We start from the raw sequence: 26,346 nt of genomic DNA, 5'->3' as shown, positions 1-26,346 counted from the left end.
CTCCGCGGCGCCTGATCCGCGTCGCCCGAGGGAGTCGTGCCCCGTCCCAGCCGCCCGCCGCGGCTGTGGCCGTATCCGCCGCCCGAGCGCCGGGGACCCGCGTGGGGCGGTCCCCCCGGTCGGGTCCGGACCGGGGCGCATGTACCGCTTTCGAGTGGAGTCCGGCCAGGCATCCCCGTGATCGGCCCGCGTGCTGTGTGCCATGCTCGACGGGTGACGAGCGAGCCCTCCATGCCGGCGGAGTCCCGGGCGCTGGACACGGCGGCGCTGGCCAAGGTGGTCGCCAGGCAGCGCGCCGAGATGGAACGGCTGCGCGACCTGGCGGCGACGTCGGCCGTCCTGGAGCGTGCCAAGGGCGCCGTGATGGCGCTCACCGGCTGCTCGCCGGACGCGGCCGCCGAGGAGTTGCAGCGGCGCGCCGAGACCGGCCGGCGGACGCTGCTGGAGGAGTGCTGGATCACCCTCGGGAGTCTGCTGCCGCCGGACGGCCCGGCCGTCGAACGGCAGCGCGTCCGGTCCTCCCACGCCGCCGTCCCCACCTCGCGGGGCCCGGCCGACGAGGACACCACGGGCCTCGGCCCCCTCGGCGCGGCGCTGGCCCGCGCCGCCACACCGCACGACCTGGCCGGCTGCCTGCTGGAGCGGCTCCCCGCGGAGGCCGGCGCCGACGCGGTCGTGATCTACGCCCGGAGGCCCGCCGGGGGGCTGGAACTGATCGGGCACGCGGGCGTCGACCACACCCTGACCGCGCGCTGGCGTCAGGTTCCCCCGCTGAGCGGGACCGCCGCGCTGGACGCGCTGCGCTCGGGCGAGCCTCGCTGGCTGGAGGACGTGGAGACGGACCGCCGGCGGTATCTGCTGATCGAGGATCCGCCCGGCCATTGGCGCTCCCGCGCCTGGCTGCCGCTGCCCGCCGACGGCGACTCGCCCGACGCGTGCCTCGGCATCCTGCGCACCCGCACCGGGCCGTTCCCGGCACGGGTGCGGGAGCAGTTGCTGGCCGCCGCCCGGCTCTGCGCCGGCCGGCTGCGTGCCCTGGAGACGCGCCCGCGGCCCGGCGAGGACGGCGCCGCGGCCGCCGTCCAGACCGTGTTCGACGCGCTGCCCGGCGCCGCCATGCTGCTGACCCCGCTGCTCGCCGGACCGGGAGAGATCGAGGACTACCGGATCGACGCCGCGACCCGGCAGGCCGTCGGCCTGGTCGGCGGGGGCCACCAGGACCTGGTCGGCCGGCGGCTCAAGGAATGCTGTGCGGCCCTGACGGACGAGCCGCTGTGGCGGGGCTTCGCCCGCGCGCTCTCCGGCTCCGAGCCGTTCGAGAGCGAGCCGTTCGCGCACCAGGAGGTCGTGGACGGCGTCGCCGAGCTGTCCGTCCACTCAGTGCGGGCGGCCCGGCTGGGCGAGGGACTCATCGTCACCTGGGTGCGCCACGGCTCCTCCGACCGGCAGCGGCAGCGCCTGGCGGACGTGCAGCGGCTGGGCAACCTGGGCTGGGCGAGCTGGAACCTGGTCACCCGGGAGGCGAGCTGGTCCTCCGAGGTGTTCGCGCTGTTCGGCCGGGACCCCGCGAGCGGACCGGTCGACCTGGGCGGGCTCGTGGACCTGGCGCTGCCCGAGGACGTCCCCGCGCTGGCCGAGGCCCTCGGCCGGCTGCTGGCGGAGGCGAGGCCGTTCGACGTCCCGTTCCGGGTGCGGACCTCGGACGGGCTGCGGCATCTGCGGCTCGTCGCCGAGGCGGTGCCCGACCACCACGGCACGCCCGCCGAGGTCCACGGCGTGGTCCAGGACCTGACCGTGCAGCGCAGCGCCGAACTCGCCCTGGTGGAGAGCGAACGGGCCATACTGACCCAGCACGACGTCCTGCGCGCCGAGCGCACGCTGGCCGCGCGGCTGCAGCACGCGCTGCTGCCGCTGCCGACCAGCCCCGTACGGCCGGCCGGGCTGAGCGTCGAAGTCGCCTACCTGCCCGCCCAGTCCGGCATCCACGTCGGCGGCGACTGGTTCAGCACCCTCGAACTGCCCGACGGGGATGCCCTGTTCGTGGTCGGCGACGTCGCCGGGCACGGCATCGACGCCGTCGCCACCATGGCCCAGCTCCGCTTCACCGCCAAGGGCATGGTCATCACCGGCTCGTCGCTGACCGGCGCCCTGGCCCGGCTCAACACGCTGCTGCTGCACTCCCGCGACACGCACGGCACCGCGACCATGGTCCTCGCCCGCTACTCCCCCGGTGAACGCCGGTTGGTGTGGGCCCAGGCCGGGCATCCGCCGCCGCTGCTGGTGCGCGACGGACGGGCGGGCTACCTCGACCGGCCCCGCGGCATGCTGCTGGGCGCGACCGCCTCGCCGGTGTTCGAGGAGGCGGAGTGCCTGCTGCGGCCCGGCGACCGCGTCGTGCTGTACACCGACGGCCTGGTCGAGCGGCCCGGCGAGGGGCTCGACCGGGGTCTCGACCGGCTCGCGGAGGCCGTCGCCGCCCACCAGGCCGACCACCCCGGTTCACTGGCCCCGCTGCTCGCCGCGGTGCTGGACGGAGAGGACCGGGACGACGTGTGCGTCCTCGACATCCGGGTCCCGGCCGATGCCGGGCCCGCGGAGCCGGCAGCACGGAGTTAGGGCCTGTCCGGGCCGGGCCGGGTCCGTTCGGCTATTACCGCGGTGCCGCCGCCAGCACCGCAGCAGGGCGGCCCTGGGCCCATGGTGGCGCGTGCCACCGCTCCACGCACCGGGCTTTCCGGCCCGTCGCGCCGTGTTCGAGTCGTGCGGCCCCTTCGGGTCAGCCGGTGCCCGACGACGTCCGGGACTCCAGCGCCAGGCGGGTGTCGTCGCCGTAGACGCCGGTCTCGTCGCCCCGGACGCCGTACCAGAGCTGGAAGCGGGCGACGGCCTCGGTGAGGGCGGCGTCGTAGCGGCCGGCGGTGGAGCCGTGGTCGTAGACGTTCGGGATGCGCAGCAGGCGCTGCTGCAGGTCCGTCACCCGGGGTCCGCTGTCGCCCTCGCGCAGGGTGCCCGCGCCGTCGGGATCGGCCTGGCCCGCGGCCGGCGCCGAGGCGGTGGGGGTCGGCTCGGCGGACGCGGGCGGCACCGAGGCGGCGGCCGCCGCGCCGTGGTGCCGGCCCGGCAGCAGCAGGGCGCAGCCGAAGCCGACGAGCGCGGCCGCGGCGACCGCGATGGCGACCGCGGCGCGGCGCTGGCCAGGACCGAAACCGAAGCGGTCCGGGCCTGCCGAACCGGTGCCCGGGGACCCGGCGCCGACACGACCCGTGCCGCGCGGCCCGGCGCCGAAGGGAACCCCGCCGCGGGGCCCGGCGCCGAAGGCACCCGTGGCTCCGTGCGGTTCGGCGCCGCGCCGCCCGGCGCCGACCGGGCCCGCGCGGTCGTCGTCGCGGACGGGTGGCATCTCCCGGGTGGCGTCCTCGGAACCGGACGGCGGCCCGGGCACGGGGACGGCTTCGTAGCCGGCGTCCCGGGGCAGGTCCCGCAGCAGTTCGGCCAGGGCGTCGGTGCGGCGCATGCGCAGGACGCGGACCGGTTCCAGGGGCGGCCGGTCGCCCGGTGAGCCGGATGCGCGCGGTATGGGCACAGTGCTCTCCTTCCGTCCCGTGGCAGGGGTCCCCGTGGCAGGGGTCCCGCCCCGGTGTCCCCGTCCCCCGGGAACACATACGCGGCCGGAACGCCGGGAGTTCAGCCGAACGGTCAGACCGGCGCGGCGAGGAAGCGGTGCAGGGACTCCTTCAGGTCGGCGACGAACGCGTCCCTGCGGGTCTCGTCGAGGGCGTCCAGGGACAGGTAGGGGTTGAGATCCTCCAGCTCCACGAGGAGGAGTCCGCCGTCCGGGGCACGGCAGGCGTCGACGCGCTGGATGCCGTGGCCGATGGCGTTCCACGCGATGAAGCGCCGGGCGAACTCCAGGTCCGCGGCGGTGGGTTCGTACGGCTCCAGCTGCCAGCGCCGGTCGGGGCGCGGCGCGTACAGGGCGTACTGGAAGCGGTCGTCGACGAAGTAGAAGGAGACCTCGTAGGAGAAGTCGACGCGCGGCTGGACCAGCACGCCGCCGTCCGCCAGCCCGGGCAGGCGGCCCAGCTCAGGCAGGCGGCCGGCGGGGACGACGGACAGTCCCACGGAGTCGGCGCCCCGCTTGGGCTTGACCACGTAGGCGTCCGCGGCGGGCAGCAGCGGCAGGTCGGCCGCGCGGTCGACGGTGGGGATGACCGGGTACCCGGCGGCGGCCAGTTCCACGAGGTACTGCTTGCCGGCCATGTCCGCCTTGCCGGTGAGCTGGTTGTAGACGCGGGTGCCCCGGGCCGCCGCCCGCGCGCGGAAGGCGTCGTAGGCGTCCTGGTGGCCGAGGACCGGACCGCTGTTGCGGACGACGACGGCGTCGAAGGCGTCCATCAGCGCGGCCGCGTCGCGGGGGTGGACCAGGGCCAGGTCGAAGTCCTCGCGGAGCCGGGAGGTGAGGTGTATGTCCTCGTCGCAGTAGCGGCGCCCGCGTGCCGGGTACGACAGGTCGGTGACGTACAGCAGGCGGGCTCGGGCGGAGGACATCCGGGGCTCCTCGGGCGTGCGGGGCGTGCGGTGGGATGGGGTGCGGAAAGGTTATGTCAACGGGCGGAGTGCACTCAGTTCCCCATCCGTGCTGCACTGAGTGCCATTTGACGCTCCAAGTGCTACGTTCCCGTCCATGAGCTCCGGCAACGCATCGCACCGTCGCGACCTGAAGGGCGAGACGGCGCCCGCGAAGCCTCCCATCCGGGAGGCGCTGATCGCGGCGGCCTTCCGGTTGTTCCTGGAGCGGGGGTACGAGCAGACGACGGTGGACGACATCGTCGCGCTGGCGGGCGTCGGGCGGCGGTCGTTCTTCCGCTACTTCCCCTCCAAGGAGGACGTCGTCTTCCCCGAGCACGAGCGGTGCCTGTCCGACATGACGGCGTTCCTCGGCCGCGGCGCCGACGACGACGAGCCCGTGCGGCGGGTCTGCGAGGCGGCCCGCCTGGTGCTGCGGATGTACGCCGAGAACCCGGCCTTCTCGGTGCAGCGCTACCGCCTCACCAAGCAGGTGCCCGTACTGCGCGCGCATGAACTGTCGGTGGTGTGGCGCTACGAGCGCACCTTCGCCGAGTACCTGCGCGCCCGCTTCGTGGGCCGCCGCGACGGCATCCTGCGGGCCGACGTCATCGCGGCGGCCGTGGTGGCGGCGCACAACAACGCCCTTCGCTCCTGGCTGCGTTCGAGCGGGCAGGGCGACGCGAGCGCCGCGCTGGACCACGCCCTGGGCTACGTCCAGTCGGCGTTCGGCTCCCCCGGCGGCCGCTCCGCCGCCGACGAGCCCGAGGACGTGGTGGTCGTCGTGGCCCGGCGCGGGGCCCCGCTGTGGCGGGTGGTCCAGGAGATCGAGTCCGTTCAGGGCCGGAACTGAGCCGCAAAAAGAGGGAACCCAGTGCCTTTACCTATGGCACTGAGTGCCATACCCTACCGCTGTGCACGGTGGCACGGCGACCGCGCACACCCGTGCCCGGGTGCTTCGCGCACGTGGGATTCCGGCCGAGTGCAGGGAGTTGGACCAGCGTGTACCACCACTCAGGAAACGTTGCTCGTCAGGCAGGCGGCTCCGCGGCGGGCGTGCTCGATCCCGGCACGCGGGACACGGACAGCATCCTCTTCCAGCGCTGCACCTGGTGCGGCACCGCGATGTACCACCGGCTGCTGTGCCCGGTGTGCCAGGGCAGCGACCTGCGCACGGAGCGCAGCGAGGGCGTGGGCACGGTCCGCCACTCCACGGTGGTGCACCGCAACACCCCCGCCGCGCGCAACGTCTCGCTCGTGGAGATGGCCGAGGGGTTCGTCGTGCGCGGCCGGGTCATGGGCCCGCCGATCGGCATACACAGCGGCGACCGGGTACGGCTGTCCACGGCGAAGGACCCGGTCCGCGGCGAGCCGGTGTTCCAGCTGGTCGACGAGCCCTACCGCGCCTGGACCTGACGCGCGGTCACTCCGGCGCCGACGGTCCGGCCACGCCCCTGAGCGTGCGGCTGCGGCCGCGGAACTCGGCGACCACCTGGTCGCCGCGGCGCACGGTCACGTCGTAGATCCCGCTGCGGCCCGTACGGTTGCGCTCCTCGGCCACCGCCGTCAGCACGTCGCCCTCGTGGGCGGGGGCCACGAAGTCGATGTCGGCGCCGGCCGCGACGGTGGCGGGGCCGTGGCTGTTGCAGGCGGAGGCGAACGCGGCGTCGGCGAGCAGGAACAGGCACCCGCCGTGGGCGGTGCCGTGGCCGTTGAGCATCCCCGCGGTGACCGTCATCCGCAGCACGGCCCGGCCCGCGGCGTGCTCCAGCAACGCGATGCCCATGCGCCGGGCCGCCCGGTCCGCGTCGAACACGCGCCGCGCCGGGTCCGCCGCCGCTCCCTCGTCCCGCCTCACCGCTGCCGCACCCCGATCTGTCCGCGGCGGCTCAGGGCTCGAGCGTCAGCCGGATGCCGACGGTGCCGTCCAGGCCCCGGCGCAGCCGGCTGCCGAGGAGGGTGAGTCGGCCGAGGACGCCGTACTTGCGGCGGATCAGCTCGCGGTAGCGGCCGAGGGTCGCCTCGTCGGCGATCTCCGCGGTCGCGGGGACCTGTGGGCCGGCCGGGTGGCCGCGCACGTCGCAGGGGCCGACCAGGACCTCCGGGCGTGCCCTGATCCGTTTCACCTTCCAGGAGTCGGCGGCCGTCCAGACACCGAGCGTGTCGCCGTCGCGCACCACCCATACCGGGGTGGCCACCGGGGTGCCGTTCTTCCGGTAGCTGGTGACCAGCAGGTACTTGCCCTCACCGAGCCGCTTCAGCGGCGTGTCGTCCATGGCAGGAGTCTAGGCAGTGCGGACGCCGGTGCGGACACCGGCGACTCGGCGCACCCGTCGCGCGCGGTCGGGTACCGCCGGACGCGGCCGGGCCGCGAACGGGCTTCGGCCGGGCTGCGGGCGTGCGCGGCCGGGGGCTGCTGGCGTGCGCGGCCGGGCTGCGGCCCGGCGCGGCTGCCTCAGCCGAGTGCCGCGGCCATCCGCCGTACGCCCTCCGTGAGCACCTCGGGGGAGGTCGCCAGGTTCAGCCGCGCGTGCCCCGCCCCGCCGGTGCCGAAGGGGATGCCCGAGTTCAGGGCGACCCGCCCGCGCTCCAGGAAGACGTCCGCCGGGTCGTCGCCGAGGCCCAGCGCCCGGCAGTCGAGCCAGGCGAGGAAGGTCGCCCCGGCCGGCACGTAGGCGACCGCGGGCAGGTGCTCGGCCAGCAGGGCGGTGAGCAGGCGCCGGTTGTCGTCGAGGCCGGCGAGCAGCGCGTCGAGCCAGGCGGTGCCCTCGCGCAGGGCCGCGGTGTGGGCGATGACGCCGAGATGGCTGGGCCCGTGGCCGACCTCCTCGGGCATCCGGGCGAGGTCGGCGGCGGCCGCGGGGCCCGCGATCGCGAGCGCGGCCTTGAGCCCCGCCAGGTTCCACGCCTTCGACGCGGACATCAGCGACAGTCCGTTCTCGGTGCCGGGCACGCTCAGGTACGGCACGAAGGCGACGCCGGAGGCGGTGAGCGGGGCGTGGATCTCGTCGGCGACCACCCGCACGCCGTACCGGTCGGCGAGAGCGGCGACGGCGGCCAGCTCCCCGGCGGTGTGCACGGTGCCGGTCGGGTTGTGCGGGCTGCACAGCAGGAACGCGGCCCGGCCTCCGTGCGCGGTCGCCCGCGCGAAGGCGTCCCGCAGCACGTCGAGGTCGATGCGCCCGTCCGCGCCGAGCGGCGCCTCGGCCACCCGCCGGTCCATGTGCTCGACGAACTGGAAGAAGGGCGGATACACGGGCGGGTTCACGACCACCGGGTCGCCCGGCCCGGTGACCAGCTTGATCATCTCTACGACGCCGAGCATGACGTCCGGCACCACGGCCGTGCGTTCCACCGCGACGCCGTCCCATCCCCACCGCTTGCCGGCGAACTCCGCGAGCGCCTCGGCGTACCCGGTGCCGGCCGGATAGCCGGTGTCCCCGAGCGCGAGCGCCTCGGTGACCGCGCGGACGACGGGCTCGGCGAGCGGGACGTCCATCTCGGCCACCCACATCGGCAGCACGTCGGCGGGGTGGGTGCGCCACTTCATGCTCGTACGGCGCCGCAGCCGGTCGAGGGAGAGCACCCGCAGTGGATTCGGTTCACCGGACGGTTCGTGCGGGATCCTGGTCATGAGGCTCAAGATAGGGGGCTGTGGCGTGAGCGGGAACGACGCGTCCGGACCGCGTCCCGCGCCGGCGCGGGACGCCGCCGGTGTCCTGGAGGTCGCCGGTGTCCTGGAGGTCGCCTGCGACGAGTCGGGCTCGGACGGCGAGAACCTCACCGGCGGGAACACCGACGTGTTCGCCCACGCCAGTGTGCGGCTGGCCGTGCCGGAGGCGGCCGGCCACCTGCGGGAGATCCGGGACCGGATCCGCTCGCCCGCCGAGGAGTACAAGGCCGGCCACCTGCTGCGGGAGAAGCACCGGGCGGTGCTGGAATGGCTGCTCGCGCCCGGCGGGCCGATCCACGGCGCCGCGCATGTGCACCTCACCGAGAAGGCGTACTTCGTCGTGGAACGCACCGCCGGTCTGCTGCTGGGCGACGGCGGGCAGGCCCTCCCCCTCTTCCGGGCCGGACCGCGGGTCTTCGGCGACGAGCTGTGGCGGGACTTCCTGGAAGCGGCCAACCGCCTGCTGCGCGTGCGCGACGGCGGGCAGCCCGTCGACGTGTTCTTCCGGTCCGTCGGCCTGCTGCGCCGCGCGGAGGCCGGTGCGGAGGCGGCGGACGTGCTGGAGCGGTTCGCGGCGGCCCGCGGACGCGCGGACGCCTACCGGGCCGGGCTCCTCGCCGGGCGGCCCCTGATCCCCGTCCTCAATCCCCTGCTGCCGTCCATCGTCAGGACGGCCGCGTACTGGAGCCGGGGCGGACGCCGGATCCGCCTGGTGCACGACCGGCAGAACCTGCTCACCCCGGACCGCGTCGCGTGGATCGAGGAGACGGCCCGGGGAGCCGGGATCACGCTCGACGGGCTGCGGCTCGTGGCCGCCCGGGAGGACCCGAGGGTGCAGCTCGCGGACTTCCTCGCCGGGATCGCCCGCAAGATCGGCTCCGACGAGCTGCACCGCCGGGCGGACCCCGGACTGACCTCGCTGCTGCGGCCGTACGTGGACGCGGCGTCGGTATGGGGCGACGAGCGCAGCCGGGCACCGCTCGTCGGACGGTCCGCCGGTCCCGCGCCCCCGGCGGATCCCGACCGTGCCGCCCGGGCCGCCGGTTGACGCCGACGCACCCCTTCTCCGTCCGACGCACCCCTTCTCCGTCCGACGCCACGCTTTCCGTCCGGCGCACCCCTTCTCCGTCCGACGCCACGCTTTCCGTCCGACGCCACGCTTTCCCTCCGGCGCGACGCTTTCCCTCCGGCGCGACGCTTTCCCTCCGGCACCACGGCAGCCGGGCCGGCCTGCGACTCCTTTCGCCGCCAACCTGGACAGGACCGTCCGCGCGGTGAACGCGGGCGGGCCCGGCCGCGTATGGAGTGAGGGCGCTCGACGACCGGAGCGCTCCGCGGTGCGACACCGCGCTGTTCGGGGTTTCGGGAGCCAGGCATGAGGCACGCACGACGACGGATCGTCCGGCGAGTGGCACGGCTGGCGGCCGTCGGCGGACTTCTCCTGGGCGGGGGCATGATGGCGCAGGCCGCCATGGCGGGGGAACCCGCCGGCACCTCCGCGGTCCCCCTCAGCGCGGCCCGGTCGTCGTCAGGCACGGGCGCGGCGCTCGTCGCCGAGCTGGGCGCCTCCCGCACGGCGGGCACCTGGATCGGTGCCGACGGCCGCCCGGTCGTCGCGGTGACCGACAAGGCGGCGGCCGCCCGGGTGGAGCGCGCCGGAGCCAGGGCGACGATGGTGCGGCACAGCATGAACGAGCTGAAGTCGGCGACGACGACGCTGCGTTCGGCGCCACGTGTGGCGGGCACGGCGTGGGTGCTCGACTACCGGACCAACCGGGTCGTGGTGCGGGCGGACAGCACCGTCTCGGCCGACGACTGGTCCCGGATGACCCAAGTGGCTTCCCGCATCGGCAGCTTCGTCCGCATGGAACGCACCCGGGGAACGTTCACCACCCGGCTCAACGGGGCGCAGCCGATCCTGTCCACCACCGGTCGCTGCTCGGCGGGCTTCAACGTGACGAACGGGCAGAGCGACTTCATCCTCACCGCCGGGCACTGCGGGCCCGCCGGCTCGCTCTGGTTCGCCGACAACCAGGGCCGGCAGCAGCTCGGCAAGACCGTCCAACAGGACTTCCCCGGAAGCGACTTCTCACTGGTGCAGTACGCGAGCGGTTCGGCCGGTCAGGGCGCGGACGTGGTGGCGATCGGCAACGGCAACGGGGTGCGGATCACCGGGGTGGGCGATCCGGCCGTCGGACAGCGGGTGTTCCGCAGCGGCAGCACCAGCGGTCTGCACGACGGCCAGGTGACGGGACTCGACGCGACGGTCAACTACCCGGAGGGCACGGTCACCGGGCTGATCGAGACGAACGTGTGCGCCGAACCCGGCGACAGCGGCGGCCCGTTGTTCTCCGAGGGGATCGCGCTGGGCGTGACCTCCGGCGGGAGCGGTGACTGCACCACGGGCGGTACGACGTTCTTCCAGCCGGTGACGAAGGCGATGCAGGCGCTCGGCGTCCAGCTGATCGTGTCCAAGCAGGCGGCCTCCGGGCAGAGCGCCTCCCCGACTCCCGCGCCGTCCGCCTCCGCGACCCGGAGCGCGATCGCGCCGGGCGCCGCCTCGCCCGGCTCCTCCGCACCGGCGACGGGCGCCGAGGCCGGTTCCACCCTGCTGGCCCGCCTGTCCGACCCGAGGAACATCGGGCCGGGTCTGCTGGTGATCGCCGGCAGCCTGATCGCGCTGGTGGCCACCCGCTACATCCGCGCCGAACAGGACCGCAAGGCCTACCAGCGGTACTACTCGACGACGTGGGGCTGAGGCATGGCCCGCGCCGCCGCGGTGCGACACCCGCCGGTCAGCAGCACGTCGTCGGCGTGCTCACCCGACGGTCAGCAGCACCGTGGCCGCCGCCGCGCCCAGCAGGCCCGCCGCCCGGTGACCCGCTCGTGCAGGAGGGCGAGGCCCAGGACGACGGGGAGAGCCGGGTACAGCGAGGCGAGCACGACGGTGACGGCGAGCAACTGCTGCCGGGCGGCGAGGAGATAGAGGATCAGGGCGAGCGCGGCGCCGGCCCCGACGAGCAGTGCCTGGCCGGTCCGCCGAGGTGGCAGACGCAGGTGGCGGGCGTGCCGGACGGCTGCCGGCAGCAGGACGGCCACGGCGGCGACCCGCCCGGCGGTCACCGGCCACAGGCCGCTCGACGCTCCGGCCTGCGCCAGGGCCAGGTACTGCACGGCGACCCCGAGGCTCGCGAGGAGACCGTCCGCGGTGCCCTCACCCGTGGCGGCCGCGCCGCCGCCCGCCACGTGCCAGAGGGCGGGCACGGTGATCACGATGCCGGCCCAGGCGAGGGGCCCGGGACGGTCGCCGAGGAGCAGCACGCCGCACAGCACCGACAGTGCCACGCCGGTGACGGCGCTCACCGGGACCACCACGCTCATCGCGCCGCGGCCCAGGCCGCGGTTGAGGAAGTGCATGGCCGTGCCGCTGCCGACGCCGGACAACGCGCCCCACAGCAGGTCGGCGGGGCGCGGGGAGCCGGCCGGCGCCGGCGTCGCGGCCGTGCCGGCGAACAGCAGGCCGCCCAGCTGGCCGAGGAGGGTGACGGTGACGAAGTGGGCGCGCCGCGACAGCAGGCCGCCGGTGAAGTCGACGACGCCGTAGCAGACGGCCGAGGTCAGTGCGAGGAGGGCGCCCATCGGGCAGGGGTGCCCCGGGACGGCGTGTTGACGCGTGAGCGCCTTCGGTCGGCGCTCAGGCCGCCTTCACCGGGTGCGGGGCCGCCACGGCGGCCCACTCCAGGACGAGCCGCTGGTATTCCTCGCGCTGCTCGACGCTCAGTGTCCCGCCCGACCGGCGCCACAGGGCCCGGATCTCCTCGTTGACCTCGTCCGCCGAGCGATCGGAAACGGGTTCAACAGTGGTGGACATGGTGTGAAGCATACGGGGGCGGCGGTGAAGGCGGCGTGAATAATAAAGGGCAAATGCGACATTCATGACCGTGTTGCTGATCACGTCGGGTTCAGGGTGCGGCGGCACGAGCGGCACCCACAGGCCCGAGGGCGGCCACCGACGCTTCGGTGACCGCCCTCGTTCCCGTCGACTGCCCGCGGCTGCCGCCGGGGCCCGCTGCCGTCAGGTGCCCGGCTTGCGGCCGTAGACGAACACGTCGTCGCCCGTCTTCAGCAGCGACCAGTACTTCTTCGCGGTCGTCGTGGTCATGTTGACGCAGCCGTGCGAGCCCGGCGGGTTCCACATGCTGAGGTTGACCGAGTGGAAGGCCTGGCCGCCGTCGAAGAACTGGCTGTAGGGCATCGGCACGTTGTAGATGTTCGAGACGTGGTCGATGTCCCGCCAGTAGATCTTCTTCAGGCCGGTGCGGGTCTCGTACCCGTCGCGGCCGGTCCGGACCGGGACGGGCCCGTAGACGAGCTTGTTGCCGTCCTGGATCCAGCTGAGCTGGAGCGAGAGGTTCACGCAGGCGATACGGCCCTTGTTCACCGGGCACTTGCCGTCCTTGTTGGGGTTGCTGCCCACGGCCTTCTGCTTGTTCATGAGATCCATCACACCCCAGGTGACGGGCCCCGCGTAGCCGATGTTCGGCGTGATGCCGTGCTTGTTCTGGAAGGCCTGGATGGCCTTGCAGTCGGTGGACGACTGCTTGCCGTCCACGGTCAGGCCGAGAAACTTCTCCACCTGCTTCTGGTACGGACCGGTCTTCGTGGTGCAGCTCGTGGCCGCCTGCGCGGGCGCGGTGCCCAGCGTGAGCGCGAGCGGCGCAACCAGTCCGGTGATCCCGAATGCGACGGCTGCCCGTCTGCCTATGCCCCCCATGGCGGCACATTCCCTTCCTGAGTGGTCCTTGTCACTTACCTGGACCATCCACCCAGGCAAGAGGTTGCGGACCACCGTAAGCTGCGACGAAACGGTGACCAAAACCGGCCATGCGACGGCGGCCGGCCCGCGATCGGCCGTGTGAAGAGCGCGGTGGGCCGGTACCGCTAGATCCCGCCGTGCTGCCGGCCGACCTCGTGGAAGCCCGTGTCGACGGCGGTGAGGCCGCCGTCGACCACCAGCGAGGTGCCGGTGATCCAGGCCGCGTCGCGGGAGGCGAGGAAGGCGACGGCCGCGGCGATGTCCTCCGGCTCACCGATCCGCCCCAGCGGGTACAGCGGGCGCAGCGCCTCCAGGTGCTCGTCACGTCCCTCCCACGCCGAGGTGCGCACGGTGCCCGGCACGACGAGGTTGACCCGCACTCCGCGGGCGGCCGCATGCCCGGCCAGGGTGCGGGTCAGGGAGCCGAGGCCGGCCTTGGCGGCGCTGTAGGCGTGGTTGCCGAAGTCCTGAAGGCCGTTGACGGAACCGATGCTGACGACCGCGCCGCGGCCGGAGGCGGCCAGGTGCGGGAGGGCGGCGCGGCAGCAGCGGTAGGTGCCGGTGAGGGTGACGTCGAGGTCGCGGGCCCACGCCTCGTCCGTCCCGTCCTCGAACAGCGGGGTGTCCGGCGTGCAGTTCGCCGCGCCGTTGACCAGGACGTCCAGTGACCCGAAGGCGTCCACGGCGTGGGCGACGGCCGCCTCCACGGACCGCCGGTCGGTGACATCGCACGTCAACGCCTCGACGGCGAGCCCCTGTTCGCGCAGCACGCCCGCGGTCCTGGCCGCCTCCGCCCCGTCCGCGTCGGTCGCCAGCACCCGCGCGCCCTCGGCGGCCAGCCGCCGGGCGACGGCGGCGCCGATGCCGCGGGCGGCGGCGGTGACGAGAATCCCGTATCCCTCGAAGCGCTCGGTGTCGGCCATGGGCCGACGCTACTCCCCGGGCGATCAAGAGGGCAGGTAGCGTGCGCCGCATGTCCGCGTTCATTCAGCAACTGCCCGCGCTCATCGGCGTGGTGATCGGTGCGCTCGGTTCGTACGTGGTGGTCGTGCGCGGTGACCAGGCCAGGTTCCGGCGGGAGCAGGCCGCCCGCTGGGAGGAGCGCCGTTACGCGGCGTACGCCGACTGGGCGCGGTCGTTGAAGCAGACCGTCACGCTGAACTACCGGCTGGCCGCGCACTTCGGCAACGATCCGCACCCGCACCCGCTTTCGCCCGAGGAGGCGAAGCCGCTGCTGGCCGAGGCGCAGACCGCCCGGGACCCGTACGGGGAGGCGCTGATCCTGCTGGGCAGCCCCGGGGTGGTGGAGAAGGGGCGGGAGTGGGTGGTCACGGTGCTGGAGATGGAGGCGTTCCTGCGGGAGGGCCGACGGGATCCGCGGGGCTGGCAGGCGCTGCTGGACCGGCAGCGCGCCGGGCGCGAGGCCTACTACGCGGCCGTGCGGCAGGACCTGGCCCTGCCGCCGGGCCACTCGGCGCGCTGGCCGCTGCCTCCCGCCGCCCGCCCCTGACGGGCCGTCGGTCACTGGGAGCGACCGGACCCGGCGGCCCCGGCCGGTCAGCGGTAGCCGGTCACGTCGGCCGGTTTGGCCGCGTCCTGCACCTCCACCATGTACCGCCAGGCGTCCGGACGGCTGCCGTCGAGGTCGGTGAAGCCGTAGACGCGGGCGAGCCCGCCGCTGGAGAGGGACCGGCCGTTGAAGCGGGCCGCCTCGGGGTCGGCGGCGAGTGCGGCGACCGCGCGCCCCACGTAGCGCGGGGTCTCGGAGATCGCGAAGTGCGGGACGCGGTCGAGGGCGTCGCGCCAGTTGTCCTCGCGGACCCCGAAATGGTCGAGCATGATCTCCGAGCGGAGCCAGCCGGGCGTCAGGGCGACGGCGGTCGCGCCGCGCGGGCCGAGTTCGTGGCCGAGGGCGAAGGCCATGCGCAGCACGGACGTCTTGGCGAGGTCGTAGAAGAAGGAGACCCGGTAGGTGTCGCGGTTGTAGTCGGCGGTCCCGTCGGTCATCTCCACGACCAGGCCGCCCGGCCGGCGCAGCAGCAGGGGCAGCGCGTGGTGGCTGGTGATCGCGTGGGTCTCCACGGCGAGCCGCAGCAGCCGCAGTCCTTTGTCGAGGTCGTGCTCCCACACCGGCCGGTCCCACTCGAAGAGGTTCTCGCCGCCCCAGATGTCGTTGACGAGGACGTCGAGGCGGCCCTGTTCGTCGTCGACGCGCTCGACGAGGGCGCGGACCTGCGCGGGGTCGAGGTGGTCCGTCGGTACGGCGATGCCGTGGCCGCCGGCCCGGGTGACGAGGTCGGCGGTGTCCTCGATGGTCTCCGGGCGGTCGTACTCGGAGCGGTGCCCGCGGGTGCTGCGCCCGGTGACGTAGACGGTGGCGCCGGCCGCGCCGAGTTCCACCGCGATCCCGCGTCCCGCTCCGCGTGTCGCCCCGGCGACCAGCGCCACCTTGTCCTTCAGCGGTCCGGACATGCCCGGCCTCCCGTTCCCTCGTGAACTGTTCCGCGTGCTCGGGATCGAGGGTGCCGGGAAAGCCGGACATCTTCTGTCGGGTTTCGGCGGGCGATTCCTCGCCGGCGGTTTTCCGCGGGCGATGGTCCGCAGGCGGCTTCCCGCGGGCGATTGTCCGCATACGGCCCGGTCAGTGGCCGCGGTCGATCCACTCCTGCAGGTGCGGGGCCTCGGCGCCGATGGTGGTCTCCTCGCCGTGGCCGGTGAGGACCCTGGTCTCGGGCGGGAGGGTGAGGAGGCGGTCGCGGATCGAGTCGATGATCGTCGGGAAGTGGGAGAAGGAGCGGCCGGTCGCGCCCGGGCCGCCCTGGAAGAGGGTGTCGCCGGTGAACACCGTGGCCAGGCCCGGGTCGTAGAGGCAGACGGCGCCCGGCGCGTGCCCGGGGGTGTGCAGGACGGTGAGGTCGGCGCCCGCCGCCTCGATGACCAGGCCGTCGCGCAGATGGGCGTCGGGGTCCCGGTCGGGGTGGGTCCGCTTCCACAGCGGCAGGTCGTCGGGGTGCAGCCAGATGGTGGCGCCGGTGCGGTCGGCCAGCGCGGGGGCGGCGTCGATGTGGTCGTTGTGGGCGTGGGTGCACACGATGGCGGTCAGCCGCCGGTCGCCGACGGCCTCGGCGATGGCGTCGGCGTCGTGCGCGGCGTCGATGACGACGGCCTCGTGGTCGTCGCCGACGATCCACACGTTGTTCTCGACGTCCCAGGTGCCGCCGTCGAGCGTGAACTGGCCGAAAGTGACGAGGCGTTCGATGCGCGCGGCCATCACAGCACCACCACCGAGCGCAGGACGTCGCCGCGGTGCATCCGCTCGAACGCCTTCTCCACGTCGGTGAGTTCGATGGTCTCGGTGACGAACGCGCCCAGGTCCAGGCGTCCTTGCAGGTGCAGGTCGATCAGCATCGGGAAGTCGCGGGACGGCAGGCAGTCGCCGTACCAGGAGGACTTCAGCGCGCCGCCGCGGCCGAAGACGTCCAGCAGCGGCAGCTCCAGCTTCATCTCCGGGGTCGGCACGCCGACCAGGACGACCGTGCCGGCCAGGTCGCGGGCGTAGAAGGCCTGCCGGTAGGTCTCCGGGCGGCCGACCGCGTCGATGACCACGTCGGCGCCGAAGCCGCCGGTCAGCTCGCGGATCGCCTCGACCGGGTCGGTCTCACGGGAGTTGACCGTGTGGGTGGCGCCCATGGCGCGGGCGGTCTCGAGCTTGCGGTCGTCGATGTCCACGGCGATGATCTTCGCCGCGCCGGCCAGCCGGGACCCGGCGATCGCCGCGTCGCCGACGCCGCCGCAGCCGATGACGGCCACGCTGTCGCCGCGCCCCACGTTGCCGGTGTTGATGGCCGCGCCGATGCCCGCCATCACCCCGCAGCCCAGCAGGCCGGCCACCTGCGGCGCGACGGACGCGTCGACCTTGGTGCACTGCCCGGCCGCGACCAGCGTCTTCTCCGCGAACGCGCCGATGCCCAGGGCCGGGGACAGCTCGGTGCCGTCGGTCAGGGTCATCTTCTGTCCGGCGTTGTGCGTGTTGAAGCAGTACCAGGGCCGTCCGCGCAGACAGGCCCGGCACTGGCCGCACACCGCACGCCAGTTGAGGATCACGAAGTCGCCGGGTGCGACGTCGGTGACCCCTTCGCCGACCGACTCGACGACGCCCGCCGCCTCGTGCCCGAGCAGGAAGGGGAACTCGTCGTTGATGCCGCCCTGCTTGTAGTGCAGGTCGGTGTGGCACACCCCGCACGCCTGCACCTGGACGACCGCCTCGCCCGGTCCGGGGTCGGGCACGACGATCGTCTCCACCCGCACCGGCTGGTCCTTGCCGGGTGCGATCACGCCGCGTACTTCCTGTGCCATGGTGCTGAACCCTTCCGTGGGCCGATGTCCGTGCTTCCCGACCCTACGCGTGACTGATCGGTAACGGCACGGCGTGCGGCGCCGGCGGAGATCCCCGCGCGACCCGGGCGACGGCCGCCGACGTAGCCTGTTGCCTTCCGCCCGCCCGCCGAAGGAGCGCCGTGAGCATCGCAGAGGCCCAGCCCGGTCCGCCCGCCTGGCGGCTGCTGTTCGGGTACGTACGGCCGCACCGGTGGGCCCTGCTGACGGGGGCCGTGCTGTCGCTGCTCACGGGGGCCACCGGCCTGCTGCTGCCGCTGGTGGCCAAGGGACTGATCGACGACCTCTCCCACGACCGGGCGATCACCGGCGCGCTGGTGACCATGTCGCTCCTCGTGGTCGCCAACGCGGCGGTGGGGGCGCTGGGTTCGTACGTGCTGCGGCGCACCGCGGAGTCGGTGGTGCTCGGGGCGCGGCGGGCGTTGTCGTCGTACCTGCTGCGGCTGCGGGTGCCGGCCGTCGACCGCAGCGAGCCGGGCGACCTCATGGCGCGCATCACCTCCGACACCACCCTGCTGCGTCAGGTCACCACCGAATCGCTCGTCGGCCTGGGCACGGGCGGGCTGACGCTGCTGGCGACCGTGGCGATGATGGCGCTGGTGGAGCCGGTGCTGCTCGGGGTCACCCTGGCCGTGATCCTGCTGGCGGGCACGGTGCTCGGGGTGATCGTGCCGCGCATCAACCGGGCCAGCCGGCAGGCGCAGGACGCGGTGGGCGTGATGGGCGCCTCGCTGGAGCGGATCCTCGGCGCGCTGCGCACGGTGAAGGCGTCCGGCGCCGAGCAGCGGGAGGAACACACGCTGCACGCGGCGGCCGAGGAGTCGTGGCGGCAGAGCGTGCGGGCCGCGAAGTGGTCGGCGGCGGCCGGGAACACGGCGGGACTGGCCATGCAGATCGCTTTCATCACGGTGCTCGCGGTGGGCGGGGCGCGGGTGGCGACCGGGGCGATCGACGTGGGCACCCTGGTGGCGTTCCTGCTGTACGTCTTCTACCTGATGTCGCCGATCCAGGCGGTGGTCGGGGCCGTCACGCAGTACCAGACGGGCGCCGCGGCCCTCGCCCGCATCCAGGAGGCGCTGCGGCTGCCCGCCGAGCCGGCGGCCGCCCCCGCCCCGCTGCCCACGGCGGACGCCGAGCCGGCCGCGGTGGCCTTCGACGACGTCCGCTTCCGGTACGCCGACGACCTTCCGTACGTCCATCACGGGGTGACGTTCACCGTGCCCGCCCGGGGGATGACCGCGTTCGTGGGCCCGTCCGGCGCCGGCAAGACCACGGTGTTCTCCCTCATCGAGCGGTTCTACGACCCGGAGTCCGGGACCGTCGCCCTCGACGGCCGCGACGTCGCCGACTGGGAGCTGCCGGAGCTGCGTTCGGCGATCGGCTACGTGGAGCAGGACGCTCCGGTCCTGTCGGGTTCGCTGCGGGACAACCTGCTGCTGGGCAACCCGGATGCGGACGGCGACGATGTCGCGCGGGTGCTGAAGACGACCCGCCTGGACGGTCTGGTCGCCCGGCTGCCGGCCGGGCTCGACACGCTGGTGGGGCACCGGGGCACCAAGCTGTCGGGCGGTGAGCGGCAGCGCGTCGCCATCGCCCGCGCGCTGCTGCGCCGTCCGCGGCTGCTGCTCCTGGACGAGGCGACCTCGCAGCTGGACGCGGTGAACGAGGCCGCGCTGCGCGACACCGTGGCCGACGTCGCGCGGACCACCACGGTGCTGGTCGTCGCGCACCGGCTGTCCACGGTGACGATGGCGGACCGGATCGTCGTGATGGACGCGGGCCGGGTGCGCGCGGTGGGCACGCACCGGGAACTGGTGGCCGCCGACCCGCTGTACGCGGAACTGGCGGCGACGCAGTTCCTGGCCACGGCCTGAGGCTTCTCACGGCCCCGGCCGGCCGCCCGGCCCGGGGGATCAGCGCATCCAGGCGCTGTGATCCACGCCGTCGCCGGCCTCGACGCCGTACTCGGGCCGCCCGCGTCGCTGAGGACGGGCCGGCCCGGATACCGGGGGTCGGTCGCGACGACGAGTTCGGTGCGGCTGCCGTCGGGCTTCCAGCGCACGAGACGCTCCCGCGGCAGCGTGACCGGCGGCTGGTCCGCGCATGCCGGTCTTCGGCTGCATGGGCCTGGTCGACGCCACCATCGCGATCGCGGGCCTGTCCGTGACCGTGTGGGCACACCACATGTACGTCACCGCGCCTCGGCAAGATCACTTCCTGAACGCTGTTCACCGGATTCCACGGCACGTTCCTGTTCCAGCACTGGCTGGGCGCGAACGGCGTGCAGGACGGCATTCCCGACTGTCCGGCGGCCGAGGGACCGACGACGCTCAACACGCTCTCGACGGTCTTCTCGTTCCTGCTCGGCCTGTCGTTCCTGCCGTTCTTCCACAACGTCTGGAAGACCGGCAGGAACGGCAAGCCGGTCGGGACCGACGACCCGTGCGGCTACGGCCGTTCGCTGGAGTGGGCCACGTCCAGCCCGCCACCGCGCCGCGACTTCGTCACGCTCCCCCGCATCCGCAGCGAATCCCCGGCCTTCGACCTGCGCCACGGCCGGCGGGAGTTGACCGCGTCACGAGCGGCGGCGAGGACGCCCGGACGCTCCTCGACGAGATCGAGGGGCACCTGATGCGTCCGCTCCGGCCGGCGGCACACGGCCCGCGTGCGCGTGCGCGTGAGGTGCGGGGCGAGTACGAGGAAGAGGTACCGCGGCCTGCGACGCCGCCTGCCGGCAAGCCGGCTGCTGGCATGCGCCGTGGCCACGGCCACGGCCACGGCAATGATCGTGGCGGTCGTGCTTCAGCCGCGCCGCCGGCGCGGCGCTACGACAGCGTCCACTGCTGGTTGGCGCCCGCGTGGCAGCTCCACAGCACCAGGCGGGTGCCGTTGGCGGTGCCGGTGTCGTACGCGTCCAGGCAGAGCCCGGCGTGGACGTTCGTGAGGGTGCCGTCGCCGCCCACGGTCCACTTCTGGTTGTCCTGGCCGTTGCAGTCCCAGATCACGACCTCGGTGCCGTTCGTGGTGCCGAGGTTGTAGGCGTCCAGGCACTTGTCGCCGTACACCACGAGTTCCTTGCGGGAGGTGTACGTCCACGCCTGGTTCTGTCCGCCGTTGCAGTCCCACAGCTCGGCCTGGGTGCCGTTGCTGATCGTGTTGTCGTAGACGTCCAGGCAGCGCCCGGACTGCTTGCCGACGACGAGATTGCCGTCGGCGCCGGGCAGGGGTCTGACGGTGATCGAGTCGAGGGCGGGTGCGCCGGAGAAGGTGAGCGAGTTGGCGGTGCCCTTGGCCAGGGCGACCTGGACGGAGATCGTGCCGGGGCCGGAGCCGGTGGGCGGGAAGGCGACCGTGGTGGCGGTCTGGCCGTTCACCTTCAGGGTGGCGGTGCGGGGGGCGGTCGTGTCGTTGGTGTAGGAGACGTCGACGACCTTGACGCCGGTGCTGCCGGCGGCGACCCCGGTGAACGCGGAGCCGCCGGTGTAGGTGCTGCCCGCCGCCTCCGTGCCGCCGGTGACGGTGAGCATCACCGAGCCGCCCGCCGGGACGGATGTGGTGTACCCGGTGCCGTACCTGCCGACGTCGGCACGGGCCCACAGGTCACGGACGGTCGCGGACGCGTCGGTGAGGCCGAGGTCGGACCAGCGGACGGTGATGTCCCGGGCGGCGGACGTGCGGTTGAGCAGGACGACGGCGCGGTTGCCGGTCCCGGCGAGCACCTTGCCGTACACCCGCAGCCCCGTGGCGTCCTCGGCGACCTTGACGCCCTGGAGTCCGCGCGGGTCCTGGTCGACGGCGACGACCTCGGGGTTCTTCAGGATCGAGGCGGTCTCCGCGGTCATGGTGGACAGGTCGTTGCCGGCCAGGAGCGGCGCGCCGGAGATCGCCCAGAGGTTCATGTGGGTGCGGTTCTGGGCGGCGGTGAAGCCGTCCATGCCGACCATCAGCATGTCGGGGTCGTTGTAGTAGCCGGTGTGCTGCGCGGTGGGGTGCAGGGCCTGGTCGAAGTTGGACAGCAGGTTGGTCATGGACGGCTGGTTGCCGTAGTAGACGATGTCGGTGCTGGTCCGCCACATGGGGGCCGTGCCCGGTGCCCAGTTCCACGGGTTCTGCCTGCCCCAGTCGCAGACCGACAGGGTGAGCGGGCGGCCGGTGGCCGCCGACGCCCGCGCCACCGCGTCGCTGACCGACCGGTACGTCGTCGCCGGGTCGAGCCCTTCGGCGTCGCCGCCGCACCAGTCGACCTTGACGAAGTCGAAGCCCCAGGTGGAGAACTGGAGCATGTCCTGGGCGTAGTGGCCCTCGCTGCCCGTGCCGGGCGCGGCGGGCCGGCCCGTCGGGTAGTAGTAGCCGCAGCCGTCCTTTCCGGCGTCGGTGTAGATGCCGGCCTTCAGGCCCTTGCTGTGGATGTAGTCGGCGATGGCGCTCATGCCGCCCGGCCACTCCGCCGTGTCGACGGTGATGTTGCCGCCGCTGTCGCGAGTGCCCTGCCACCAGCCCTCGTCGATGTTGATGTACTCGTAACCGGCGGCGGGCAGGCCCGCGGCGACGAACGCGTCGACCTGCTGCTTGATGACGTTGTAGTCGATCTTGGCGGCGAAGCTGTTCCAGGACGCCCAGCCCATGGGCGCGGTGGGCACGGCGATCTGACGGCTCGTCGCCGCCTGTGCCGGGCCGGGGGCGGCGAAGAGGAGCGCGGCGGTCGCGGTCAGGGCGAAAGCGAGGACGCGTACGACGACGGCTCCGCAGCGCCACGGGAGGTCTCTGCTGGTCGAGAGGTGAGGGGGGTACATGCGGCTCCTGGGAGTGGGAAGTGTTCGGCATTTCGAATCGATGTCGACTTACCGAACGCACGTCGCGCCGACGGTAGAGCCGCACCGAGGAGCGCGTCAACGGCCGGGACGGATGCGAAGTGACCTTTCTCCGGCGCGAGTTGAGCCACCTCGGCCGGCCGGATGATTTTGTCGTGCACACAGTCTTGTGGAGCGGGGCTCCCCTTCCTTACTTTCCAGTAAGTACAAATCTGAACGTGCCTCATGTTCAGTGTGCAGCCGAGCCGCACTTCGGCATGCTCCCGTTACCCCACTCCAGAGGAGAGAGCCGTCATGCCTGCCTTCACCACCAGGCACCTTTGTTCCGTGGCCGCCGCCCTCGCCCTGACCGTCGCCGCCCCCGCGACCGCCGCCACGGCCGCCCCGGACGCCTCCTCCGCCGGCCTGCGCGAGGTGCTGTTCGTCGGCAACAACTGGGACGGAACCGCCGACGTCATCAAGTCCACCGGTGACTTCGCGAAGGTCGGCCGGATCAATGTCGTGCCCGACAAGGACCAGCGGATGGCGGAGATCAACGCCGATCCGATCAAGTGGATCTACTTCATGGCGATCCGCAACGGCGTCGGCGAGGGACACGACCAGTTCGTCGACGACATGTACTCCACCCCCGACGGCAAGTCGGTCGTGGTGTCCCGGCCGAGCTTCGCCGACGTCGTGTCGATCGATCTGGCCACCGGAAAGATCAACTGGCGTTTCGCCGTGTCCGGTTACCGCAGCGACCACATGGCCGTCTCCCCCGACGGCACCCGGGTCGCGGTGTCGGCGTCGACCGCGAACACCGTGCACGTGCTGGACATCACCACGGGCAAGCAGCTGGGCAAGTTCTCGACCGGCGACAAGCCGCACGAGAACATCTTCACCAAGGACGGCAAGTACATCTGGAACATGTCGATCGGCGACGTGAACACCTCGCTCGACGACCCGTCCGCGGACTGGACGAAGGGCGACCGGCACATCACGGTCGTGGACGCGACGACGTACAAGCAGGTCAAGGTCATCGACATGCGTGACCGGCTGGACGCCATCGGCCTGAAGAACTTCTCGGACGCGGTCCGCCCGGCGGTGTTCTCCCCCGACGAGTCCAAGCTGTACTTCCAGGTCTCCTTCTTCAACGGCTTCATGGAGTACGACGTCGCCGCCGACAAGATCACCCGGGTGAAGACGCTGCCGAAGAACCCGGCGACCAGCGAGGACCGCACCACCTGGGTCAACGACTCGCGTCACCACGGCATCTCGATGAGCCCGGACGGCAGCAAGCTGTGCGTCGCGGGCACGATGGACGACTACGCGACGGTCGTCGACCGGGCCACCCTCCAGGAGGGCGACCTGGTGACCGCTTCCAAGCCGTACTGGGCCACCGTCAGCGGCGACGGCAAGGACTGCATCGTCTCCGAGAGCGGCGCCGACCAGGTCACCGCCATCGACTTCGCCACCGGCAAGAAGGTCCTGTCCGTCCCGGTCGGCGACCACCCGCAGCGGGTGCGCCTGGGTCACGTGCAGGACGGCTGGACGGGGCCGTCGGCGGGCTGACGAGCCGGCCGGCACGCGCGAAAGGTCCCGGGCCGCTGCCCGGGACCTTTCGCGCGTCAGAAGTGCGCCGCCGCCCAGGCCGACAGTTCCGACCGCGCCGCGCCCAGCAGGGCCGCCGACGGCGCGGAGGCGCCGTCGGTCACCAGCGCGTAGTGCAGGACACCCGAGTCGGAGTCGGTGAGCAGCAGCCGCCGGCTGCCCGTGCCGCCCGGTTCCGCGGCGACCGCGACGGGGGTCGACGTGGTGTACGCCGGCGGGGCGTACACGGCGCCCAGGTCGGAGACCACGGTGGTGGCGGACGTGGGGAAGGACGCCGGCAGGTGCAGTTCGGTGGGCGCCGAGCCGCCGCCCGAGCGCCACACCAGCAGCCCGTACCGGCCGGCGCCGACGAGCTGGGCCACGTTCGGCAGCGAGCTCGGCACCGGGTTCCAGGTCAGGGTGGTGGAGCCGTCGCGGGAGCGGTCCTCGTAGGTGAAGGCGGCCGTCGCGCCGGAGGTGGCGCTCGGGTAGAGCCGGTCCAGCAGCCGGGCGTCCTGACGCAGCGTCACGGCGCCGGTGTCGTCGAGGCGGGCGGCGGACAGGTCCTCGTCGTTCCAGGCGTCACCGGAGGTGAGCACCTTGCCGGGATTGCCGTTCATCAGCTCGTGGTGGCGTCCGCTGTAGATGTCCCACTGCCACTGCGTGCCGGAGAGCACCGGGCCGGAGCTCGCCGGTTCGGACCACCAGCTCGCGCCCGGCACCCGGGAGTCGAGCGCCTGGTACATCGCCTTGACCACGGTCGGCGCCTTGTCCGAGACCGTGCCGCTGAGCGGGTGCCCGAACTCGCTGACCACCGCGGCCGTCCCGGCGGCCGCTGCGCGGTCCCGGACCACGCCGAAGTCGGTCGTGTACTGCCCGTCGGCCGCCTTGCCCCACATGAGGATGCCGGAGATGGCCTTCTGGTCGTAGAAGTGGGTGTTGAAGACGTAGCGGGAGCCGAGCGTGCCGGCGTCGAGCAGTCCGCCCTCCTGCTTCTGGGAGTCGATGTTGGCGTTCCAGAAGAGGTTGGGCTCGACGAGGGCCGGCTTGTCCTGCCAGCCCGCCGCGTCCATCCGGGCCCGGAACCGCTGGTAGAAAGGCCACAGCAGGTCCCGCTCCCAGGCGCGGCTGCTCTGGCCGGAGTCGTAACTGCCCGCGTACGGCTCGTTGTAGGGGTCGAAGCCGACGACGCCGGCGAACTCCGCGTCGTCGAGGTGCTGCTCGACGTACGCCATGGTCGTCTGCGCGGTGGCGAGGAAGGCATCCTGCAGGCCGTGGGCGTTGTGCCAGAAGTCGTACTGCGCCTGCTGCACGGCCTTGTTCTGGGTGATGTTCTGGCCCCAGAAGAAGCAGATGCCGCAGGACTCCTTGGGGTAGCCCCCGGCCGCCACGGCCCACTCGGGGGCGCCGTCGCCGGTGTACCAGCTGCCCTCGTCGAAGAGGTACCGGGAGTAGAGGTCCTGGTGGAAGTCGGGGTAGACGCGGATCCCTGCGTCGAGGAAGGCGCGCATCTGGTCGGTGACGGCGGCCAGGTAGGCGGTGTCGACCTGGCCGCGAGCGGGTTCGGCGTGGGCCCACGACAGCAGGAAGCGCACCGCGTTGCCGCCCCCCAGGGCGCGCAGCGAGGTCGCGGACTTCCTCGCGTCGGCGACGGAGGCGAAGGGCAGGCCGCCGTTCTCCTCCAGCTTGGTCTCGCCGGAGACGTTGTAGCCGCGCAGCACGATTTCGCGGCCGGTGCCGTCGACGAGACGGCCGTCGGCCACGGTCAGCGGCGTCCCGTCGAACCAGAGCGAGCCGGGAAGGCTCGCGGCGGCGGCGGGCGGCGCACCCGTCGCCGTCACGGCTGCGCACAGGACCACCAGAACGGCGAGCAGACGAGCGCAAATTTTTGGCATGTCCACCACAGTCGAGCCATGTCCGGACACAGTCAACACTGCTGACTCCACGGTAAGTCCGGACCCGCCCGGCCGGTCCTCCCCCGGCCCGCGCCGAGGGAGCCACGGGAGCCGCCTACCGCGGGGGCAGCCGGTGCAGTTCGACGTCCGTGAGCCGGCCGTCGGCGGCGGTGGCGGTCAGGTAGGTGCGGTGCGGTTGGCGTCGGCGGTCGGTCGGGGAACCGGGGTTGAGCAGGCGCAGTCCGGTCGGGGCGGTGGTGTCCCAGGGGATGTGGCTGTGCCCGAAGACCAGCACGTCGAGGTCCGGGAACCGGGCGGCGCAGCGCGCCTCGCGCCCCCGCGCGGGCCCCGTCTCGTGCACGACGCCGAAGCGCAGCCCGCCGAGTTCCGCGTACGCCACCTCGGGAAGCCGTACGCGGAGCTCCGGCCCGTCGTTGTTGCCGTACACCCCGACGAGCCGGCGGCTGAGGCCCTCCAGCAGGTCGAGGGTGGCCGTGTCCACCCAGTCCCCGGCGTGCAGCACCACGTCGGCGCGCGGGATCTCGGCGAGGAGCACCGCGGGCAGCCGCTTCGCCCGCTTGGGGAGGTGGGTGTCGGACATGAGGAGCAGGCGCACACGGG

The 26,346-nt window shown here is 73.3% G+C and carries 23 protein-coding genes and 1 pseudogene; 9 read left to right on the top strand and 15 right to left on the bottom strand.

Features of this window, described 5'->3' with window-relative positions:
- Window positions 1-231: 231 nt before the first annotated feature.
- Window positions 232-2,616, top strand: coding sequence for a SpoIIE family protein phosphatase (locus ACZ5GT_RS07075; protein ID WP_469016236.1), 2,385 nt, complete (start codon window positions 232-234; stop codon window positions 2,614-2,616).
- A gap of 160 nt (window positions 2,617-2,776) precedes the next feature.
- Here ACZ5GT_RS07075 and ACZ5GT_RS07070 read toward each other — a convergent pair whose 3' ends face one another.
- Window positions 2,777-3,583, bottom strand: a complete 807-nt coding sequence (locus tag ACZ5GT_RS07070) for a peptidoglycan-binding protein (RefSeq protein WP_469015838.1) — start codon at window positions 3,581-3,583, stop codon at window positions 2,777-2,779.
- A gap of 113 nt (window positions 3,584-3,696) precedes the next feature.
- Entirely contained in the window at window positions 3,697-4,548 is an 852-nt protein-coding gene (locus ACZ5GT_RS07065; RefSeq protein ID WP_469015832.1) for an ATP-grasp domain-containing protein, read from the bottom strand.
- Between the two features lie 136 nt (window positions 4,549-4,684).
- Between ACZ5GT_RS07065 and ACZ5GT_RS07060 the strand changes: the two genes are divergently transcribed.
- Both ACZ5GT_RS07060 and ACZ5GT_RS07055 read left to right on the top strand, forming a co-directional pair.
- Complete coding sequence (locus ACZ5GT_RS07060; RefSeq protein WP_469015829.1) at window positions 4,685-5,419, top strand: TetR family transcriptional regulator; 735 nt, start codon at window positions 4,685-4,687, stop codon at window positions 5,417-5,419.
- A gap of 149 nt (window positions 5,420-5,568) precedes the next feature.
- A complete protein-coding gene (locus ACZ5GT_RS07055) occupies window positions 5,569-5,982 on the top strand; it encodes a Zn-ribbon domain-containing OB-fold protein (RefSeq protein ID WP_360750609.1) in 414 nt (137 codons plus the stop codon).
- Between the two features lie 7 nt (window positions 5,983-5,989).
- Here ACZ5GT_RS07055 and paaI read toward each other — a convergent pair whose 3' ends face one another.
- The 3 genes from paaI to ACZ5GT_RS07040 all read right to left on the bottom strand — a co-directional run bounded on the left by paaI (window position 5,990) and on the right by ACZ5GT_RS07040 (window position 8,200).
- Window positions 5,990-6,352 (bottom strand): hydroxyphenylacetyl-CoA thioesterase PaaI, encoded by a 363-nt coding sequence (gene paaI, locus ACZ5GT_RS07050; RefSeq protein WP_469016232.1) that lies wholly within the window; start codon window positions 6,350-6,352, stop codon window positions 5,990-5,992.
- A gap of 103 nt (window positions 6,353-6,455) precedes the next feature.
- Entirely contained in the window at window positions 6,456-6,842 is a 387-nt protein-coding gene (locus ACZ5GT_RS07045) for a PPOX class F420-dependent oxidoreductase (protein WP_469015823.1), read from the bottom strand.
- A gap of 179 nt (window positions 6,843-7,021) precedes the next feature.
- Complete coding sequence (locus ACZ5GT_RS07040) at window positions 7,022-8,200, bottom strand: MalY/PatB family protein (protein ID WP_469015818.1); 1,179 nt, start codon at window positions 8,198-8,200, stop codon at window positions 7,022-7,024.
- Window positions 8,201-8,225: 25 nt separating this feature from the next.
- Between ACZ5GT_RS07040 and ACZ5GT_RS07035 the strand changes: the two genes are divergently transcribed.
- Both ACZ5GT_RS07035 and ACZ5GT_RS07030 read left to right on the top strand, forming a co-directional pair.
- Window positions 8,226-9,287: a hypothetical protein gene (locus ACZ5GT_RS07035; RefSeq protein ID WP_469015811.1), complete on the top strand. Its 1,062-nt coding sequence runs from the start codon at window positions 8,226-8,228 to the stop codon at window positions 9,285-9,287.
- A 327-nt stretch (window positions 9,288-9,614) separates the two neighbouring features.
- On the top strand, window positions 9,615-10,997 hold the full coding sequence (locus ACZ5GT_RS07030; RefSeq protein ID WP_469015803.1) for a S1 family peptidase: 1,383 nt from the start codon (window positions 9,615-9,617) through the stop codon (window positions 10,995-10,997).
- Window positions 10,998-11,068: 71 nt separating this feature from the next.
- Here ACZ5GT_RS07030 and ACZ5GT_RS07025 read toward each other — a convergent pair whose 3' ends face one another.
- The 4 genes from ACZ5GT_RS07025 to ACZ5GT_RS07010 all read right to left on the bottom strand — a co-directional run bounded on the left by ACZ5GT_RS07025 (window position 11,069) and on the right by ACZ5GT_RS07010 (window position 13,978).
- A complete protein-coding gene (locus ACZ5GT_RS07025; RefSeq protein WP_469015798.1) occupies window positions 11,069-11,878 on the bottom strand; it encodes an EamA family transporter in 810 nt (269 codons plus the stop codon).
- A gap of 55 nt (window positions 11,879-11,933) precedes the next feature.
- The gene (locus tag ACZ5GT_RS07020; RefSeq protein ID WP_360750621.1) at window positions 11,934-12,122 is read right to left on the bottom strand and encodes a hypothetical protein; all 189 of its coding nucleotides are present in this window, start codon (window positions 12,120-12,122) and stop codon (window positions 11,934-11,936) included.
- Between the two features lie 192 nt (window positions 12,123-12,314).
- On the bottom strand, window positions 12,315-13,013 hold the full coding sequence (locus ACZ5GT_RS07015) for a L,D-transpeptidase (protein WP_398266435.1): 699 nt from the start codon (window positions 13,011-13,013) through the stop codon (window positions 12,315-12,317).
- 167 nt (window positions 13,014-13,180) lie between these two features.
- Complete coding sequence (locus ACZ5GT_RS07010) at window positions 13,181-13,978, bottom strand: SDR family NAD(P)-dependent oxidoreductase (RefSeq protein ID WP_469015794.1); 798 nt, start codon at window positions 13,976-13,978, stop codon at window positions 13,181-13,183.
- A 50-nt stretch (window positions 13,979-14,028) separates the two neighbouring features.
- Between ACZ5GT_RS07010 and ACZ5GT_RS07005 the strand changes: the two genes are divergently transcribed.
- On the top strand, window positions 14,029-14,565 hold the full coding sequence (locus ACZ5GT_RS07005; RefSeq protein ID WP_469015791.1) for a hypothetical protein: 537 nt from the start codon (window positions 14,029-14,031) through the stop codon (window positions 14,563-14,565).
- Window positions 14,566-14,612: 47 nt separating this feature from the next.
- Here ACZ5GT_RS07005 and ACZ5GT_RS07000 read toward each other — a convergent pair whose 3' ends face one another.
- The 3 genes from ACZ5GT_RS07000 to ACZ5GT_RS06990 all read right to left on the bottom strand — a co-directional run bounded on the left by ACZ5GT_RS07000 (window position 14,613) and on the right by ACZ5GT_RS06990 (window position 17,411).
- A complete protein-coding gene (locus ACZ5GT_RS07000; protein ID WP_469015787.1) occupies window positions 14,613-15,527 on the bottom strand; it encodes an SDR family oxidoreductase in 915 nt (304 codons plus the stop codon).
- Window positions 15,528-15,696: 169 nt separating this feature from the next.
- Window positions 15,697-16,326 (bottom strand): MBL fold metallo-hydrolase, encoded by a 630-nt coding sequence (locus ACZ5GT_RS06995; protein WP_469015784.1) that lies wholly within the window; start codon window positions 16,324-16,326, stop codon window positions 15,697-15,699.
- Entirely contained in the window at window positions 16,326-17,411 is a 1,086-nt protein-coding gene (locus ACZ5GT_RS06990) for an S-(hydroxymethyl)mycothiol dehydrogenase (protein WP_469015781.1), read from the bottom strand. The genes ACZ5GT_RS06995 and ACZ5GT_RS06990 overlap by 1 nt, the downstream gene beginning before the upstream one ends.
- Before the next feature lie 161 nt (window positions 17,412-17,572).
- Here ACZ5GT_RS06990 and ACZ5GT_RS06985 point away from each other — a divergent pair, with 161 nt between their 5' ends.
- Together ACZ5GT_RS06985 and ACZ5GT_RS06980 are read left to right on the top strand one after the other, a co-directional pair.
- Window positions 17,573-19,324 (top strand): ABC transporter ATP-binding protein, encoded by a 1,752-nt coding sequence (locus tag ACZ5GT_RS06985; RefSeq protein ID WP_469015778.1) that lies wholly within the window; start codon window positions 17,573-17,575, stop codon window positions 19,322-19,324.
- A 323-nt stretch (window positions 19,325-19,647) separates the two neighbouring features.
- Window positions 19,648-20,082 (top strand): annotated as a pseudogene (locus ACZ5GT_RS06980) (aa3-type cytochrome oxidase subunit I); the annotation flags it as partial.
- Between the two features lie 193 nt (window positions 20,083-20,275).
- On the opposite strand, the gene ACZ5GT_RS06975 reads toward ACZ5GT_RS06980, so the two are convergent.
- Window positions 20,276-22,243 (bottom strand): RICIN domain-containing protein, encoded by a 1,968-nt coding sequence (locus ACZ5GT_RS06975; protein WP_469015774.1) that lies wholly within the window; start codon window positions 22,241-22,243, stop codon window positions 20,276-20,278.
- 312 nt (window positions 22,244-22,555) lie between these two features.
- Between ACZ5GT_RS06975 and ACZ5GT_RS06970 the strand changes: the two genes are divergently transcribed.
- Window positions 22,556-23,812, top strand: a complete 1,257-nt coding sequence (locus ACZ5GT_RS06970) for a YncE family protein (RefSeq protein ID WP_469015771.1) — start codon at window positions 22,556-22,558, stop codon at window positions 23,810-23,812.
- 56 nt (window positions 23,813-23,868) lie between these two features.
- Here ACZ5GT_RS06970 and ACZ5GT_RS06965 read toward each other — a convergent pair whose 3' ends face one another.
- Entirely contained in the window at window positions 23,869-25,725 is a 1,857-nt protein-coding gene (locus ACZ5GT_RS06965; RefSeq protein WP_469015764.1) for a cellulase family glycosylhydrolase, read from the bottom strand.
- A 115-nt stretch (window positions 25,726-25,840) separates the two neighbouring features.
- Complete coding sequence (locus ACZ5GT_RS06960) at window positions 25,841-26,341, bottom strand: metallophosphoesterase family protein (protein ID WP_469015757.1); 501 nt, start codon at window positions 26,339-26,341, stop codon at window positions 25,841-25,843.
- Between the last annotated feature and the right edge of the window lie 5 nt (window positions 26,342-26,346).

Source organism: Streptomyces sp. NPDC031340 (genome assembly GCF_055569945.1).
Note: the sequence above shows the minus strand (reverse complement) of the source record. Positions and strands in the feature narration are given on the sequence as shown.